This is a genomic window from Granulicella arctica (assembly GCF_025685605.1).
Taxonomy (GTDB): Bacteria; Acidobacteriota; Terriglobia; order Terriglobales; family Acidobacteriaceae; genus Edaphobacter; species Edaphobacter arcticus.
Window position 1 is genome coordinate 641,151 of the sequence record NZ_JAGTUT010000001.1, and the last position, 15,549, is coordinate 656,699.

Consider the following 15,549-nt stretch of genomic DNA (forward strand, 5'->3'; position numbering starts at 1 on the left):
CGGAGGATCGCTGGAGCCGCTGCCGCTTGCGGCAGAGCACCCCGTGGTTCTGCGCGCCGCCGGGCTGACGAAGACCTACAGCACCGGGCGGGGTGAGTTGGAGCTGTTTCGAGGCCTTGATCTCACCATCCGCCAAGGCGAGATGGTCGCGATTGTTGGCGAGAGTGGCAGTGGTAAGAGTTCCCTGCTCCACCTGCTGGCGGCGCTCGATACGCCCAGTGCGGGCGATGTCTGGTGCGGGCAGACGCGACTTAGCTCCTTCACCAAACGGCAGGCGGCTGAATTCAGGAATCGCGATATCGGCTATGTCTGGCAGTTTCATTACCTGCTGCCGGAGTTTACCGCGCTTGAGAACGTCGCTATGCCGCTGCTGGCACGCGGCACGAAGCGGGCTGAGGCGATGGCGGCGGCGCTCGTCTGGCTGGCCGAGGTAGGGTTAGGCGATCGTGCCGAGCATCGTTCGGGCGAGCTGAGCGGCGGAGAGCAGCAGCGGGTGTCGCTGGCCCGGGCGCTGGTGACGCAGCCAAAGCTGCTGCTGGCCGATGAGCCGACCGGCGACCTCGACGGACGGACGGCCGAGGCGGTCTTCGGGCTCATCCAACGGCTGCATGGCGCTCACGGGCTGACAAGCGTCCTGGTTACCCACAACGTTGAGTTTGCCGAGCGCTGCGACCGGCTGCTCCGGTTGCGGGACGGAAATCTGACTGAGGATCCTGCTCGTTAAACGTCTAACTCCTGGACAGGTACCGAAGTGGCTTCGGGGTGAGTTTCGCACCGGATTTGCAGATAGCCCATCCAATGGTTGTTGATGTAGCGTACATGTAAGTTTCGCCGGGGTTTTGCCCGGCGGGAGTGTACGGATACACTATATGTAGGTGATGGATGCTCCGCCTGTTGGCAGCAGCCTGAGTGTTCCGGCTAAGTGATGCGGAATGTGACTGGACTAATGGTGCTATGTGTAGCCCCCTTGGGCGCATGTGGTGGCCGGCTTGAAGGGGGAACATGTTCGAACGCTACACGGAGAAAGCACGTCGCGTCATATTCTTTGCACGATATGAGGCTAGTCAGTTTGGGTCCCCTTACATTGAGACTGAGCACCTGCTGCTCGGCCTGCTTCGAGAAGATAAAGCGTTAACGAATCGCTTCCTCCGGTCGCATGCTTCGGTCGAGTCGATTCGCAAGCAGATTGAAGGACATACGACGATTCGGGAGAAGGTCTCGACCTCCGTCGACCTGCCCCTTTCGAACGAGTGCAAACGGGTACTTGCCTACGCAGCCGAAGAGGCCGAACGGCTTTCGCACAAACATATTGGCACTGAACATCTACTGCTTGGGCTGCTCCGCGAGGAGAAGTGCTTCGCTGCGGAGATCCTGACCGAGCGCGGTCTGCGGCTTCCGGCCATCCGCGAAGAGCTACAGCGAACGACGCAGGAGAAGGCACCGTCAAGCTCTGGCAGCGGCAAGGGACAGCGCGGCGAGCAAAGCATGCTGGCCGAGTTCTCTCGCGATCTGACGCAGTCAGCCATGGATCAGCAACTCGACCCGCTGGTTGGACGAGATACGGAAGTGGATCGCGTCATCCAGATTCTGTGCCGCCGCACGAAGAACAACCCTGTGCTGATCGGTGAGCCGGGCGTCGGTAAGACAGCCATCGTTGAGGGACTTGCCCAGAAGATTGCTGACGGAGAGGTGCCAAGCTTTCTGGCCGACAAGCGGGTTCTGGCGCTCGACCTTTCGCTCATCGTTGCGGGAACGAAGTATCGCGGGCAGTTCGAAGAGCGGCTGAAGACGATCATGAAGGAGTTGATGGAGAATCAGAACTCCATCGTCTTCATCGACGAGCTTCACACGTTGGTTGGCGCGGGATCGGCTGAGGGTTCGCTCGATGCTGCAAACATTCTGAAGCCGGCTCTCAGCCGTGGCGAGATTCAGTGCATTGGTGCGACGACTCCAGCGGAGTATCGCAAATCCATCGAGAAGGATCGTTCGCTCGAACGTCGCTTCCAGGCGGTCAAGGTTCCACCTCCCAACGAGGAGGATGCGATCAAGATCATCATGGGCATCAAGGACAAGTACGAGAAGTTCCACGCTGTCAGCTATACGGATGAGGCGATCAACTTCTCGGTCACCCATTCGAGCCGGTACATTCCTGATCGCTTCCTACCGGACAAGGCAATCGATCTGATCGACGAGGCTGGTGCGCGGGTGAAGTTGCGTCAGACTTCCCTTCCCGAGGAGTTGACCGAGGTTCAGAAGCGGATCAAGTTCATCGTTCACCGGATGGAGAATGCCATTGCGAACCATGAGTTCGAGAAGGCCCGTTTCTATTCTGACGAGGAGCGTAAAGAGCGCGAGAACCTCAGGGCGCTTCGAGACAAGTACCACCTTGATGATTCCTCGGCGGGTATCGTAACGCGCGAGGATATCGAGGATGTCGTCAGCCGCTGGACGGGCGTTCCGATCACGTCGCTCAAGGAAGAAGAGACGCAGCGCCTGCTTCGCGTGGAAGAAGAGCTGCACAAGCGCGTCATCTCGCAGGACAAGGCAATCTCCGCGTTGTCGCGGGCGATCCGCCGGTCGCGTGCAGGCCTGAAAAATCCGGCTCGTCCCATCGGCAGCTTCCTGTTCCTTGGACCGACCGGCGTAGGTAAGACGGAGATGGCGCGGACGCTGGCACAGTTCCTCTTCGGCAGCGAGAAGGCGCTCATCCGGTTCGACATGTCAGAGTTCATGGAGAAGCACTCCGTGAGCAAACTGATCGGCTCGCCTCCGGGCTACGTCGGCTACGAGGAGGGCGGTCAGCTCACCGAGCGCGTCAAGCGAAACCCCTACTCGGTCGTGCTGCTGGACGAGATCGAGAAGGCCCATCCGGATGTCTTCAACCTGCTGCTACAGGTCTTCGAAGACGGTCAGTTGACGGATGGACTCGGCAACACGGTCGACTACAAGAACTGCATCATCATCATGACCTCGAACATTGGAGCGAAGCACCTGCAGAAGCGGCAGGGGCTTGGCTTCCAGAGTGAGAAGGAAGACATGGTTCTCGACAAGATGGAAGAGCTTGTCCGGAGCGAAGTAAAGCGCACCTTTAATCCGGAGTTCCTGAACCGCCTGGACGAGATCATCATCTTTACGTCGCTGTCGGATGCGGACCTGATGCAGATCCTCGAACTGCTGGTGCAGCAGCTCAATACCAACCTGGTGCATAAGGCCATCACGATCTCGGTGAACGACGATGCCAAGAAGTGGATTCTCGATAAGACCGTTTCAGACCGCACGTATGGGGCCCGTCCTCTGCGTCGCGCGCTGCAGCGGTATATCGAAGATCCGCTGTCCGAGGCGTTGATCGGTGGCCTGCTCGCGGTACGACCGGCGTTCCTTGAGGTGTACATGCAGAACAACCAGCTGTTCTATCGGCCGATTGCGTCGGACGGCGAAGAGAAGGTCGCTGGCCTCGCACTTACGGCTGTCTAAACCCGTCAATGAACCTGAGAAAGCCCCGGCTGCGACCGGGGCTTTCCTATGTCTGGACGCCCTTCCGCAGAGCTTTACCAGAGGGCGCAGCGGTCTTCGCCTTCGCGGACCATCGCGTCGCCAGCTTTGCAGGAGAAGGCTTTCTCGAACTCCGGCATATTGCTGAGCGGGCCCAGGACGCGGTATTTGCCCGGCGGATGTGGGTCAACCGAGACGGACGTTCGAGCGGCCTCGGGGCGGACGAGTGCGCCGCGCCATTGCGCTTCGGCCAGGAAGAACTGCTGATCAGGCGTGAAGCCGTCGACCATTGGCTCAGGACCTTTGCCCTCGCGGGAGCGCTTGTAGGCGCGATAGGCCAGGTTGACGCCGCCGAGATCGCCTAATGCTTCGCCGGTCACGAGCTTGCCTTGCAGGTGGAGGCCCGGCTCTACGAAGTAGCCGTCATACTGATTTGTGGTGCAGGCAGTGCGGCCCTCGAAGTTCTTGTAGTCGGCGTCGGTCCACCACTTCTCGAGCTTGCCGTCGGCGGCGAATTGCGCGCCTTCATCGTCGACGCCGTGCGAGATCTCGTGGCCGATGCCGACTCCGACAGCGCCGTAGTTGATCGCGTCGAGGCCCTTGGGATCGAAGCCGGGCGGCTGCAGATAACCGGCGGGAACGACAACCTCGTTCATAGAGGGGTTGTAGTAAGCGTTCATGGTCGGCGGGGTCATGCCCCAGAGGCCGCGGTCGACTGGCTTGCCGATCTGGTCGAGATCCTGGCGAACCTCGTAGCGGCTTGAGCTTAGTACGTCATCGAGATAGGTGGCGCGGTCGATGGTGACGCCGGCGTAGTCCTTCCACTTATCCGGATAGCCGATCTTGATGTTGAGGGCGGTCACCTTCTCAAGCGCTTTGGCCTTGGTCGGCGCGGTCATCCAGTCACGGGTCTCGATGGAGCGCTTCAGCTCGTCGACGATGTTGACGGCCATCTCGCGAGCGCGGGCTTTGGCTTCGGGAGGAAGGTAGCGGTCGACGTATTCGTGGCCTAGCGCCTCGCCGAGATGGTTGTCAGTTGCGATGACGCAGCGCTGCCAGCGCGGGCGCTGCTCTTTGACGCCGGTGAGGACGGTTCCATGGAAGGCGAAGTCCTCTTCCTGAAAGGGCGCGGACAGGTAGGGCGCTTCGCTGTTCAGAACGTGCCAGCGAAGATAGGCGCGCCAGTCGTCGAGCGATGCGGTCGTGAGGAGAGTGTCGAAGGTCTGGAGCAGCCTGGGTTGGGTTATGTTGCTGTGACCTTCTTTGGTGATGTTGAGGCTTGTGAACTCCTCATCCCAGGTGAAGTGCGGGGCGAGGGTTTTCACCTCGGCGATGGTCTTTGGGTTGTCGGTGATCTTCGGGTTGCGGAGTTCGACGCGGCTTAGTCGGGCTTGCGCGAGGGCGGTCTCGATCTTCATGACGGCGGCGACGGCGCGGGTTGCGTCTGCTTCGCTGGCTCCGGCGAGGGTGAGCATGGTCTGGACGTGGACGAGGTACTTCTCGCGGGCGCTCTTGAAGCGGGGTTCGTCGCGAAGGTAGTAGTCGCGGTCGGGGAGTCCGAGGCCGCCGATGCTGATCTCGGCGATGACCTGCTTGGTGTTGTGCAGATCCTGCGAGGAGGACAGGTCGAGAGGAGCGGCGATGTTGATCTGCTGGAGGTGAATGATCTCGGCGTTGAGGCTGCTTGCGTCGTGGATCGCTTCGATCTGCTTGAGGATTGGTTCGAGCGACCTGAGGGCTAGCGCGTTGACGCGGGATTCGTCCATGCAGGCGGCGTAGAAGTCGCCGGTGAGCTGGCCGGGGGAGCCTTTAGGGAGGGTGGCGGCTTTGCTGGAGTCCTCTTCGGCGATCCCGCGGAGGCGGGCGCGCGTTTCATCCTGGGTGATGGTGCGGATCGCCCAGGTGGTCTGGATGGCGGGCATGGGATGTGTGGTGCGCCACTGGCCGTTGGCATAGGCGTCGAAGTCGGTGCAGGCACTGGCGCTGCGATCGATATTCTCTGCGGCGACGCCCCGGTTCTGGGCGACTGCGATCGTGGACAGGCTTAGTGCAGCCAGCAAGGCTGCAGTTTTGAGGGGCAAAGGAGATCTCCTGGGATAGCCCCTTCACTGTAGCCGCTTGGCTTGGCGGCTTCAAATCAAATCTGTGGTGGAATCGCTGAGAACGAAAAACCCCGGCGAGTTGCCGGGGCTTTTGCTTGGTCGGGCAGGCAGGCTCTAGAACATTGAGGTGACTGACTTGACTGCACCGCTGGAGCGATCGACTGCTTCGTCGACGAGGTGATTGACCTTGGTGGTGGTCTGCTTGATGACCTTTTGGGCTTCTGTGCTTAGCTTCTCGGCCTGGTCTTTGAGGTAGTCGCCGGCATCTTCGAGATAATCGCCTGCCTCGTCGAGTCCTCTGCCGATCTGTTTGCGGGTCTTGACACCGGATTGCGGGGCGAAGAGGAGGGCGATGCCTGCTCCAAAGGTGGCGCCGATGCCCAGGGCGAACCAGAGATATTTGTTATTCATGCGGCGGGACCTCGTTTTCAGAATGAACTTCTACTGGTAGGAGTTGGCTTTGATTGTAATGGTTGGTTTTGTGGCGCGTTCGGGGTGGCATAGGTTCTACTTTTATTTCCCCCAGAGTCCAAAGTCTTCATTGCAGGTGCTTTAGGTCTGGATTGGTCTGGGGACTGCATGCCGTAGTTTCAAGGCGGCTGGTTATTTGTGGCTTGCGTTTGTCAAGTTTTCGAGATGTTGGCGGGGGATGGTTCCGGATCGTTACGGAAGCTCGAGAACGTGTGGGCAGATTGGGTTGGGATTGGACTTTATTTTTTTCTAAAGTCCAAAGTCTTCATACGAGAGGCTTTAGGTCTGGACCTTTCAGTGTCAGGTAAGGCTGATTCTGCGAGGGATGGGGGTCTCGCGGGCTTGCATTTGCCAAGTTCTGGGGGCGGATTCGGTTGAGATGACGGGATTTGTGGTTAGGGGATCGAAGCTCAACATCGATCAAATACCGACGTGAGCCTCCCTTTCGCGAAGGACAGGAAGAGGGTAACGGGTTAATCCAAGCCGGCTAGTGCTCTGGCCCGGACGAAGATGCGGGTGAACATGACTCGGTTGAGGCGGCCGGTGTTGGTGTTGCGGAGGGATGGGTGGTAGGTGCCGAGGAGGTGGAGGCCGTTGGGCAGGAGGTACTCTGCGCCGTGGGTGAACTTGTAGTCGGAGCGGCGGGTGATGATGCCTCGACCGAGGAGATAGGCGAGATGACCATCCCACGCGATTTTTCCGAGCGCTACGACGACGCGGAGGCGGGTAAGGCTGGCGGCCTCGGCAGCGAAGTGAGTGGCACAGTTGCGAAGTTCTTCGGGGAGGGGCTTGTCGCCGGGCGGGGCACAGCGGACGACGGAGGCGATCCAGGCGTGGCGAAGCTTGAGGCCGTCGTGGCGGTGGGTCGCGGTTGGCTGGGTCGCGAGACCGAGGTCGTGGAGGACGGGGTACATGAAGGCTCCGGAGCCGTCGCCGGTGAAGGGGCGGCCGGTGCGATTGGCTCCGTGGGCTCCGGGGGCGAGGCCGACGATGAGAATGCGGGCCTTCGGGTCGCCGAAGCCGGGAACGGGTCGGCCCCAGTAGACGTGGTCCTGGTAGGCGCGGCGGCGGGTCTCGGCGATACCGGCACAGTAGGTGCGGAGCCGGGGACAGCGTTCGCAGGTGATGATGGCGTCGCGAACGGCATTGCCGGAGGGGTCGCGAACGGCATCGAACGTATGAGACATGCCTTCAACTGGCGGCGAAACGCCCCTTATGGGGCGAGGGAGACCCAACGGGAAGATCGGCAGCGGCGATGATGGGATTTTACGGGGCAAGCTCTGGTGGACTCGAAAGTGCGGTCGATACGGGAAGTGACACGTTGAGTTTAGTGGAAGAACAGAGACTTCGCTGCAAGGTAGAATCCTCGACAGCACACGATTGATGAGGCATTGACTTGGAAGATCCACGTATCAGCAGAATGTATCTGGCAATGATTGAGCGTTCGTTTGGGCGCGTGTTGGGGCGATTTCGAACAGGTGCCTGGCTGCGATCGAGTGTGACGTGGATTGTGCTGCTGGTGGTGGCCCTGGTTGGTACGGGAATTGCGATTCGCGAGAAGGGTCGCGGCCATCTGCATAAGCTGAAGACGGAGCTTGGAGAGAGGCCGCCAGTGGTGGTGGTGAGCACGCCGCAGCCCGGTGGGCAGGACGCGGTGGTGCTGACGCGGGCACAGCAGGAGGCGGGAATCACGCCTGAATTTCTGTCGGCGACGCTGCTGCCGGGACGCGGGATGAATGTGTTGCAGATTATGGCGTTTCTGCCGGGCAAGGGTGAGGTGCCGCTGCTGGACGCACCTTCGCTCCAGGATGCGGCGCGGTCGATGACCGGGATCGAAGGCGATGTGAACGGCGAGGTAAGCCTTGCAATGGGTGGAGCGATCGAGGTGCCGTGGGCGGGGCAGGTTTCAGGTGCGGCGCTGCCGGGCGGGACATCGGTGCTGGCGAACTGGCGGGGACGTGGGATTACGCTGCCGGTGAACTCCGCGCAGGGCGGGAGTGCGGGCGCGCAGGGGACGGGGACACAGAGTTCGGTGGGAGGATTGCTCCTGAAGGATGCTGCGGATTCAGCTTCGCCCTCGGTGATGCCGGACGGCGGTGTGGTGCAGGGAGTCTTCAACGCGGGCAGCTTTGAGGGTCACTGGCCTTCGAAGACGGAGGTGCGGACGACGGTGCTGCTGAGCGCCAGGACGATGGATGTGACGATCATTGCTCGCAATGTGGGTTCGGAGCCGGAGCCGATGGGGATTGGCTGGCGACCGCGATTTGCGATTCCGGCAGGCCAGCGGTCGCAGGTGACGTTGAAGCTACCGTCGATGACCCGGGCGGAGACGAAGGATCGGGAGAGCGGCTTGCCGACGGGACGCCTGCTGCCGGTTGAAGGGACGGAGTACGACTTTGCGAGCCGTAGCGGGGCGGCGCTGCAGGCGTCGAGCTTGAACGATACCTACGTCCACCTGAAGACAGGTGCGCTCTCGACAGGGGCGGAGGCCGAGATACGGAATCCGGCTGCTGGGTATGGGATACGAATCACGGCGCTGAGTCCGTCGATCAAGGCGATGCGGGTGTATGCACCGGCAGGCGAGTCGATGATCTCGATCGATCCGCAGACGAACTATGACGATCCGTTTGGCCGGGAGTGGTCGAAGGATGAGGATACGGGGATGGTCGTGCTGCAGCCGGGCGAGAGTATGCAGTGGAAGGTGCGACTGGAGCTGTTTCCGATCAGCGGACCGGCGATGGGACCGGGATAGCTTCGGGGGAGGTTCAGGAGACGCAGCCGTTTGACCCTGCCCGATGAAGACTCGTACAGTGGTATCAGGCGCTTGCTGCGTATTCGGGCCAGTTTCTACGATCAACGGGCTCCCCTCGCGTACACAACGCGGCATATTTCTTAAGCAACATCTGGAAGGCATTGACTTGACCTCGACTGAGATTACGGAAACAAACGACGCGGCTGAATTGCAGCCTGAAGCAGAACAGACCCACGAGCTTGCAGTTGAAGCCGGGCATAGCCATGAGCATGACCACGCGGGACATACGCACGATCACCAGCACGGACCTTCGCTGAATCCTGAACTGATGAAGGAGATCGACGTCGAGGTACCGGCTGAAGAGGTTTCCAAGGCGTACAAGACGATCATCAAGCGCTACACGAAGCTGGCGCGCATCCCGGGCTTCCGTGCGGGCAAGGTGCCGGAGACGCTGGTGCGTTCGAAGTTCATGAAGGAGATCCGCCAGGAGGTTCTTGACAGCCTTGTAACGGAACGCTTCCGTACGGCAATCGACGAGCAGAAGATCAACCCCGTGTCGCAGCCGCAGATGACGGACCTGCACCTGATGGAGGGCGAGCCGTTGAGGTTCAAGGCTGCGTTCGAGGTGATGCCAACGTTTGAGATCGCCGGGTATGACTCGATCAAGGTCGAGAAGCCCGAGGTGACGCTGACGGATGACGAGTATGAGAACGAACTGAGCCGTGCGCTCGACAGCCATGCAACGGTCGAGACGATTGAAGAGGATCGTCCGCTGGTGGATGGCGACTGGGCCGAGATCGAGTTCAAGGGCCAGGTGAAGGACCTTGCGCAGACGGTGACGGAAGATGGCGTCGAGAATGCAACGCCGGAGCAGGCACCGATTACAGGCGAGGATGTGCTGGTCGAGATCGGCGGCAAAAATACGCTGGCGGCGTTCAACGACTCGCTGCGTGGCGCGAAGCCTGGGCAGGAGCTGACATTTGAAGTGAGCTACCCGGCCGACTTTGGTGAGCCACGACTTGCTGGACAGACGGTGAGCTACGACGTGACGGTGAAGGCGATCAAGGCGAAGAGCTTCCCGGAGCGCGATGCTGAGTTCGCGAAGCAGCTTGGGAACTATGAGAGCTGGGATGATTTCGAGACGAAGCTGCGGGAGCATGCGGCCGGACGCAAGAAGGACGGTCTCGAGAATCGCGCGAAGGAGATCATGCTCGAGCAGCTGGTTGGGATGTACCAGTTTCCCGTTCCGGAATCGTTCGTGCAGCAGCAGGTGGATGCGCGGCTGGATCGCGGACTCCGGGCACTGGCTCAGCAGGGTATGAAGGCTGAGGAGATGCGCAAGCTCGACTTCAACCGCCTGCGTGCGGCACAGCGGGATGAGGCTTTGAACGAGGTGAAGGCTTCGTTGATTCTCGATCGTGTGGCGGATGCAGAGAACGTCGAGGTGAGTGATGATGATCTCAACCGCGAGTTGTTGATGCTGTCGATCCAGTCGCGTGAGCCGCTTGAGACGCTGCGGGAGCGGTTGTCGAAGGATGGCGGATTGACACGGATTCGCGAGCAGATGCGCAGGGAGAAGACGGGCAACGTACTCTACGAGAAGCTGGCTTCGTAAACCGACAACAAACAGAAGCATGTTTCTCCGCTTCGCTTACGGCAAGGACAGAAGGAAGAGTGCAATGGGATTAGTACCGATGGTGATCGAGCAGACGAGTCGGGGCGAACGTGCCTACGACATTTACAGCCGTCTGCTGCGCGACAATATCATTTTTCTGGGCACGCCAATCGATGACAACATTGCGAATGTGATCATTGCGCAGATGCTGTTCCTGAGCGGTGAAGACCCGGAAAAGGACATCCAGCTCTACATCAACTCGCCAGGCGGATCGATTACGGCCGGTCTGGCGATCTACGACACGATGCAGTACATCAAGAACGATGTGGTGACGTTCTGCATCGGGCAGGCGGCGAGCATGGGCGCGTTCCTGTTGATGGCGGGCAAGAAGGGCAAGCGTTTTGCGCTGCCTAACTCGCGCATCCTGATCCACCAGCCGTCTATGGGCGGACTGAGCGGACAGGCTACCGATATCGACATCCACGCGCGGGAGATCCTGCGTATTCGCGAGATTACGAACAAGCTGATGAGCCTGAGCACTGGTCAGTCACTGGAGCGGATCGAGCGGGATGTGGAGCGCGACTTCATTATGACGGCGCACCAGTCGAAGGAGTACGGCATCATCGACGACATCATCGACCGGCCACGAACGTAGTAGCTTAGTAGGGATTGTGACAGGCCGCGTCCTAACGACGCGGCCTGTCTGCGTCAGGACGGTGCGCGTTGCAGCCCAAAAGGGTGCGGGCCGTTCGGGTGTAAACTGATACGAAGTGAACGGGGCGGATCGACCGCAGGAGCTGTGCAAACCATGAAGACTTCACGAGGTACTGACGAATCTCTCCGCTGCTCTTTCTGCCATAAGTCTCAAGATGCTGTGGCCAAGCTGATCTCTTCTCCGTCGGACTATCCTCGTGCTTATATCTGCGACGAGTGTGTTGCTGTCTGCAATTCGATCCTTGAGGATGACCGGACGGAAGCGACGCCAGGTGCTGCACCGGCACATCTGCCGAAGCCGCAGGAGGTCAAGGCGTTTCTTGATGAGTACGTGATCGGGCAGGATCAGACGAAGAAGAAGCTGGCGGTTGCGGTCTACAACCACTACAAGCGCATCCAGATGAACAAGGTTCGCGGCAATGATGTGGAGCTTGCGAAGTCGAACATCCTGCTGGTTGGGCCCACGGGTTCGGGTAAGACGCTGCTGGCGCATACGCTGGCGAAGATGCTGGACGTGCCGTTCGCGATTGTCGATGCGACGACGCTGACCGAGGCCGGCTATGTTGGCGAGGATGTTGAGAACATCATCCTGAAGCTTTTGCAGGCAGCGGATGGCGACGTGACGCGGGCGCAGAGCGGCATCATCTACATCGACGAGATCGACAAGATCGGGCGTAAGGACGAGAATCCTTCGATCACACGTGATGTTTCGGGCGAAGGTGTGCAGCAGGCGCTGCTGAAGATTCTTGAGGGTACTGTTGCGAATGTTCCGCCGCAGGGTGGACGCAAGCATCCGCACCAGGAGTTTACGGCTGTCGATACGACGAACATCCTCTTTATCTGCGGCGGCGCGTTTGTAGGGCTGGAGAAGGTGATCGGGCGTCGTATTGGCAAGAAGGCTCTGGGCTTCCGCGCGATTGCCGATCCGAATGCGAAAGAGGGCGATGTCATGCCGATTCGCGCTGTCCGCGACAGTGAGTTGCTGCGCCAGGCGGAGCCACAGGATCTGCTGAAGTATGGCCTGATTCCTGAGTTTGTTGGCCGTCTGCCGGTGATGGGCATCCTGGACGAGTTGGATGAAGTCGCGCTGATCGAGATCCTGACGAAGCCGAAGAACGCGATTCTGAAGCAGTATCAGAAGCTGTTCGACTTCGAGGGCGTGAAGGTTACGTTCACCGACGATGCGGCTCGGGCGATTGCGCGTGAGGCACTGCAGCGCAAGGTTGGCGCTCGTGGATTGCGCATGATTCTTGAAGAGCTGATGCTCGACCTGATGTACCACATTCCTGGTAACAAGAAGATCAAGGAGCTGGTGATCACCGAAGCGATGGTGCAGAAGCGTGATCTGACGCTGCCGGTCCTGCTGGAAAAGGCTGGTTGATCCTGCTGCGCCGACCTGCCTTGTGCGGGTCGGCGCAGCAGTGTAGTTCCCTGTTCTACTGGCCAACTTGCACTGCATTTCTCACACTTTATTTGTGAAAGCCGCGATGACATCATCAGGTTCGGCACGGTTGTGTAGGACGCACTACAATCACTGGAGCCGCAAAGACTGGTCTGCATCGTAACCGGTTTTTAACCGTCTAATGGGGAGAATGATGACTAATCAACCAAAAGAAACGTTAAGCGGCGAGATTCGTAAGCTCCCGATGATGCCTATTCGGGACATGGTGATCTTCCCGCATATGATGACGCCGTTTGTCGTCGGTCGGGAGTCAAGTGTGCGGGCCCTGGAAGAGGCGTTGACGGGGGATCGGAAGATCTTTCTTGCGACGCAGCATGACGCGTCCGTGGATGAGCCAAGCGCGGACGATATCTACGAGACTGGCACGATTGGAAATATCGTCCAGAGCGTGAAGATGCCGGACGGCAACATCAAGGTGCTGGTGGAAGGTGTGGAGCGAGCACGGGCGACCGAGGTTAATGATGAAGATGGATTCTTCGTCGCGACCGTGCAGACCGGACAGACCCAGCTTGAACTGACGCCTGCGGTTGAGGCGCTGATGGCTCGGGTGCATTCTCTTTTTGAGCAGTACGTGAAGCTGCAGCAGTCGTTGAACTACGAGACGATGGCGGCTAGCGTGCGTGCCGATGAACCGGCCAAACTGGCGGATACCATTGCGGCGAACCTGCAGCTTTCGATCGAAGAGAAGCAGCAGTTGCTCGATGTGTTCAATCCGGAGACGCGTCTTGCGCGCGTCGCGGATGTGCTGGATGTGGCGATCGAGAAGCTGAATATGGACCGCACCATCCAGTCGCGCGTGAAGCGGCAGATGGAGAAGGCGCAGAAAGAGTACTACCTCAACGAGAAGATCAAGGCGATTCAGAAGGAACTTGGGCGCGGCGAGAAGTCCGAGTTCGATGAGTTGAAGAAGAAGATCGAGGCGGCTGGAATGCCGAAGGATGTCCTCGAGAAGACGATGCAGGAGTTGAAGAAGCTCGAGGCGATGCCGCCAATGTCGGCTGAATCGACCGTTTCTCGCAACTATATCGACTGGCTGCTGGCGGTGCCGTGGAAGAAGCGTTCGAAGGAGATTCGCTCGATCGAGCATGCCGAGCAGATTCTGAACGAAGATCACTACGGACTGGAGAAGATCAAGGAACGCATTCTGGAGTTTCTTGCGGTACGGCAGTTGGTCAAGAATCCTAAGGGATCGATCCTTTGCTTTGTCGGACCTCCGGGTGTCGGCAAGACGTCGCTGGGTATGTCGATTGCGAAGGCTACGGGACGGAAGTTCGTGCGGATGTCGCTTGGCGGCGTGCGGGACGAGGCTGAGATTCGGGGCCATCGCCGGACATACATCGGTGCCCTGCCCGGCCAGATCATCCAGTCGATGAAGAAGGCCGGCACGAAAAATCCGGTGTTCATGCTGGACGAGATCGATAAGATGGCCTCGGACTTCCGAGGCGATCCGGCGAGCGCCCTGCTTGAGGTTCTTGACCCGGAGCAGAATACTTCGTTCCAGGATCACTATCTTGATGTGGAGTATGACCTCTCGAATGTGCTCTTCGTAGCGACGGCGAATGTGCTGCATACGATTCCGGGACCATTGCAGGATCGTATGGAGATTCTCCGGCTGCACGGTTATACCGAGCTTGAGAAGCTGGAGATTGCGAAGCAGTATCTCGTGAAGAAGCAGCGCGAAGGTACGGGCCTGACCGAGGCGCAGATCAGCTTTACGGACGATGCCCTTCGGCTGCTGATTCGCGGTTATACGCGTGAGGCTGGCGTTCGTAACCTTGAGCGCGAGATCGGGAATGTCTGCCGCAAGGTGGCGCGTCGCGTTGTGAAGAACGGTGCAGAGCATACGGAGATGATTACGGCGGACAATCTGCCCGACATTCTGGGTGTAACGAAGTTCCGCGATTCGCAGGTGCAGGAGAAGAGCGAGGTCGGCCTGGTGACCGGACTGGCATGGACGGAGGTTGGCGGAAGCATTCTGCAGACCGAGGTTCAAGTACTGGACGGCAAGGGCAAGATGACGGCAACAGGCCAGCTTGGCGATGTGATGCAGGAGTCGGCGCAGGCTGCTCTCAGCTACATTCGGTCCAGGGCGCATCATCTTGGACTGCCGAAGGACTTCTACCGCAATGTCGATATCCACGTGCATGTTCCGGAGGGAGCGATTCCGAAGGACGGACCATCTGCTGGCATCACGCTGGCGACGGGTCTGGCAAGTGCGCTGACGAAGATCAAGGTTCGTCGCGATATTGCCATGACGGGCGAGATTACGCTGCGGGGCAAGGTGCTTCCGATTGGCGGATTAAAGGAGAAGCTGCTGGCGGCACATCGCGCTGGGATCTTCGAAGCTATTCTGCCCGAAGATAATCGCAAGGACTTCGCGGATCTGCCGGAGTTGCTGAAGTCGACGATGAAGCTTCACTTTGTAGAGCAGATGGACCAAGTGCTGAAGATCGCTCTTGAGGAAGAACTTCCTGAGTTGCAGGAAGAGACGCCTGAGGCTTTGGCGGCGGTGATTCCGCCGGTGCTTCCTTCATCACAGCCTACTGCTCACCAGTAACTGGTGAGACATAACGAAGAAAGGGTCGAGCCAGCACTGGCTCGACCCTTTTTCGTTGGATTTGCTTAGACTGCTCTGCGGCCACCAGTTACGAAGTGCATGATGATCGAGATGACGGCGAAGATGAGGAGGAGGTGGATGAGGAAACCGCTGACGTGAAAGAGCGTGAAGCCACCGAGCCAAAGGACAACCAGAACCACTGCGAGAATCAGAAACATTGCAGACCTTCTTTCTACTTGGTTTAAAGAAACAGGCGAGTGGTATCCGCCGCACCTTGTGAGAGCAGGTTGGAAGGTATTTACGTTGCTCTGTGCTGAAAAATAGACCCTAGATTGTGGTGATGAAACGAAAAAGCCCACATCCATCTGGACGTGAGCTTCGTGA

11 protein-coding genes are annotated in these 15,549 nt (G+C 59.2%); 7 read left to right on the forward strand and 4 right to left on the reverse strand.

The genetic code is table 11. The annotated features are described in order from the left end of the window. Nucleotides 1-19 precede the first annotated feature (19 nt). Both OHL20_RS02610 and OHL20_RS02615 read left to right on the forward strand, forming a co-directional pair. Nucleotides 20-724, forward strand: coding sequence for an ABC transporter ATP-binding protein (locus tag OHL20_RS02610; RefSeq protein ID WP_263384932.1), 705 nt, complete (start codon nt 20-22; stop codon nt 722-724). Between the two features lie 278 nt (nt 725-1,002). Then, nucleotides 1,003-3,474, forward strand: coding sequence for an ATP-dependent Clp protease ATP-binding subunit (locus tag OHL20_RS02615; protein WP_263381661.1), 2,472 nt, complete (start codon nt 1,003-1,005; stop codon nt 3,472-3,474). A 74-nt stretch (nt 3,475-3,548) separates the two neighbouring features. Here the strand turns inward: OHL20_RS02615 and OHL20_RS02620 are convergent, their stop codons facing one another. From OHL20_RS02620 to OHL20_RS02630, 3 genes are all read right to left on the reverse strand, one after another. Further along, nucleotides 3,549-5,573, reverse strand: a complete 2,025-nt coding sequence (locus OHL20_RS02620) for a M13 family metallopeptidase (protein WP_263381662.1) — start codon at nt 5,571-5,573, stop codon at nt 3,549-3,551. A gap of 135 nt (nt 5,574-5,708) precedes the next feature. Then, nucleotides 5,709-6,005, reverse strand: a complete 297-nt coding sequence (locus OHL20_RS02625) for a YtxH domain-containing protein (protein ID WP_263381663.1) — start codon at nt 6,003-6,005, stop codon at nt 5,709-5,711. A gap of 533 nt (nt 6,006-6,538) precedes the next feature. Further along, complete coding sequence (locus OHL20_RS02630; RefSeq protein ID WP_263381664.1) at nt 6,539-7,252, reverse strand: uracil-DNA glycosylase; 714 nt, start codon at nt 7,250-7,252, stop codon at nt 6,539-6,541. Between the two features lie 245 nt (nt 7,253-7,497). Here OHL20_RS02630 and OHL20_RS02635 point away from each other — a divergent pair, with 245 nt between their 5' ends. The 5 genes from OHL20_RS02635 to lon all read left to right on the forward strand — a co-directional run bounded on the left by OHL20_RS02635 (nt 7,498) and on the right by lon (nt 15,165). Continuing rightward, complete coding sequence (locus OHL20_RS02635; protein ID WP_263381665.1) at nt 7,498-8,817, forward strand: aldose epimerase family protein; 1,320 nt, start codon at nt 7,498-7,500, stop codon at nt 8,815-8,817. 166 nt (nt 8,818-8,983) lie between these two features. Next, nucleotides 8,984-10,432: a trigger factor gene (gene tig / locus OHL20_RS02640; protein ID WP_263381666.1), complete on the forward strand. Its 1,449-nt coding sequence runs from the start codon at nt 8,984-8,986 to the stop codon at nt 10,430-10,432. Nucleotides 10,433-10,496: 64 nt separating this feature from the next. Continuing rightward, nucleotides 10,497-11,087 (forward strand): ATP-dependent Clp endopeptidase proteolytic subunit ClpP, encoded by a 591-nt coding sequence (gene clpP, locus OHL20_RS02645; protein ID WP_263381667.1) that lies wholly within the window; start codon nt 10,497-10,499, stop codon nt 11,085-11,087. A 153-nt stretch (nt 11,088-11,240) separates the two neighbouring features. After that, nucleotides 11,241-12,527 carry an ATP-dependent Clp protease ATP-binding subunit ClpX gene (clpX, locus tag OHL20_RS02650; protein WP_263381668.1) on the forward strand — a complete coding sequence of 429 codons (1,287 nt, stop codon included), beginning with the start codon at nt 11,241-11,243 and terminating at the stop codon, nt 12,525-12,527. Nucleotides 12,528-12,741: 214 nt separating this feature from the next. Then, a complete protein-coding gene (lon, locus tag OHL20_RS02655; RefSeq protein ID WP_263381669.1) occupies nt 12,742-15,165 on the forward strand; it encodes an endopeptidase La in 2,424 nt (807 codons plus the stop codon). Nucleotides 15,166-15,230: 65 nt separating this feature from the next. On the opposite strand, the gene OHL20_RS02660 is transcribed toward lon, so the two are convergent. Beyond that, nucleotides 15,231-15,383, reverse strand: a complete 153-nt coding sequence (locus tag OHL20_RS02660) for a lmo0937 family membrane protein (RefSeq protein ID WP_263381670.1) — start codon at nt 15,381-15,383, stop codon at nt 15,231-15,233. Nucleotides 15,384-15,549: the final 166 nt, after the last annotated feature.

Excerpts from the sequence above, each read along its gene's own strand:
- OHL20_RS02615 (WP_263381661.1), top strand. The coding sequence starts at position 1,003 with ATGTTCGAACGCTACACGGAGAAAGCACGTCGCGTCATATTCTTTGCA.
- OHL20_RS02625 (WP_263381663.1), bottom strand. The coding sequence starts at position 6,005 with ATGAATAACAAATATCTCTGGTTCGCCCTGGGCATCGGCGCCACCTTT.
- OHL20_RS02630 (WP_263381664.1), bottom strand. The coding sequence starts at position 7,252 with ATGTCTCATACGTTCGATGCCGTTCGCGACCCCTCCGGCAATGCCGTT.
- OHL20_RS02635 (WP_263381665.1), top strand. The coding sequence starts at position 7,498 with ATGATTGAGCGTTCGTTTGGGCGCGTGTTGGGGCGATTTCGAACAGGT.
- clpP (WP_263381667.1), top strand. The coding sequence starts at position 10,497 with ATGGGATTAGTACCGATGGTGATCGAGCAGACGAGTCGGGGCGAACGT.
- clpX (WP_263381668.1), top strand. The coding sequence starts at position 11,241 with ATGAAGACTTCACGAGGTACTGACGAATCTCTCCGCTGCTCTTTCTGC.
- lon (WP_263381669.1), top strand. The coding sequence starts at position 12,742 with ATGACTAATCAACCAAAAGAAACGTTAAGCGGCGAGATTCGTAAGCTC.
- OHL20_RS02660 (WP_263381670.1), bottom strand. The coding sequence starts at position 15,383 with ATGTTTCTGATTCTCGCAGTGGTTCTGGTTGTCCTTTGGCTCGGTGGC.